Origin of the sequence: Paraburkholderia mimosarum LMG 23256 = NBRC 106338 (genome assembly GCF_000739815.1) — a bacterium.
Classification (GTDB): domain Bacteria; phylum Pseudomonadota; class Gammaproteobacteria; order Burkholderiales; family Burkholderiaceae; genus Paraburkholderia; species Paraburkholderia mimosarum.
In genome coordinates, this window is record NZ_BBJJ01000359.1 from 1 (window position 1) to 694 (window position 694).

A 694-nucleotide genomic window follows, 5' to 3' on the forward strand; every position below is an offset into this window, starting at 1 on the left:
TTAGGTAGGTACGCTCGATGCTGTAGTACGCGCCATCGGCAATCACCCGATCCATCGGCACTTCAGCGGGCAGCACGGCGTCCATTCCTTCGCTGTCCGATACTTCTGTAGTGGTGATGCGGATCGCGTGTACGTTCATGTCAGCGTCGATCGACAGATGCATCTTGCGCCACGGCGTGCGCGCGGCCTTCTGACCGTACTTTTCCTCGTACCACTGGCTTGCCCGCCCAAAGCTCAATCCCGTGCTGTCGACGATGAGACTGATCGTCTCGCCGCGCGCGAGACGCCGGGTCAGCTGTTCGCAACGCTGCGTGACGCTCACCTCCAGTGAAGCGAACCGTTCGCCCAGCTGACTGGCGCTGGGCACCGGGATGTCCAGCCCGCGAGTCTCCCAGTAGTCCTCCATATAGCCGGTGATCTGCCGCATCCCCCAGCCGAACAGCCGGTAGAAGGTAAAGATCAGCTCGATGTACGCCGTGGTGTAGGTCGGCTCACGCCCCGACACGCCCGGCGTACGGATCTTTGCGTTGATAAGCTGCGCTTCAGATCGCCGCCCGGCACATACAGGCTGATCATGCCGCGCTTTCTCAGGCTCTGGTTATACGCCCGCGCGTTCGTCACCCGGTACCCCGGCTTCCTGCGCTTGCGCGGTTCACCCGTCTTTAGTCTGGCTTTATATGGCATTATTCAAGCC

At 61.1% G+C, this 694-nt stretch carries 1 protein-coding gene; it reads right to left on the reverse strand.

Annotated elements, in window-relative coordinates; genetic code table 11:
- Positions 1 to 505 (reverse strand): transposase (locus BMI01S_RS42820; protein ID WP_218002783.1); only part of this gene is annotated, 505 nt, incomplete at its 3' end.
- Positions 506 to 694: the final 189 nt, after the last annotated feature.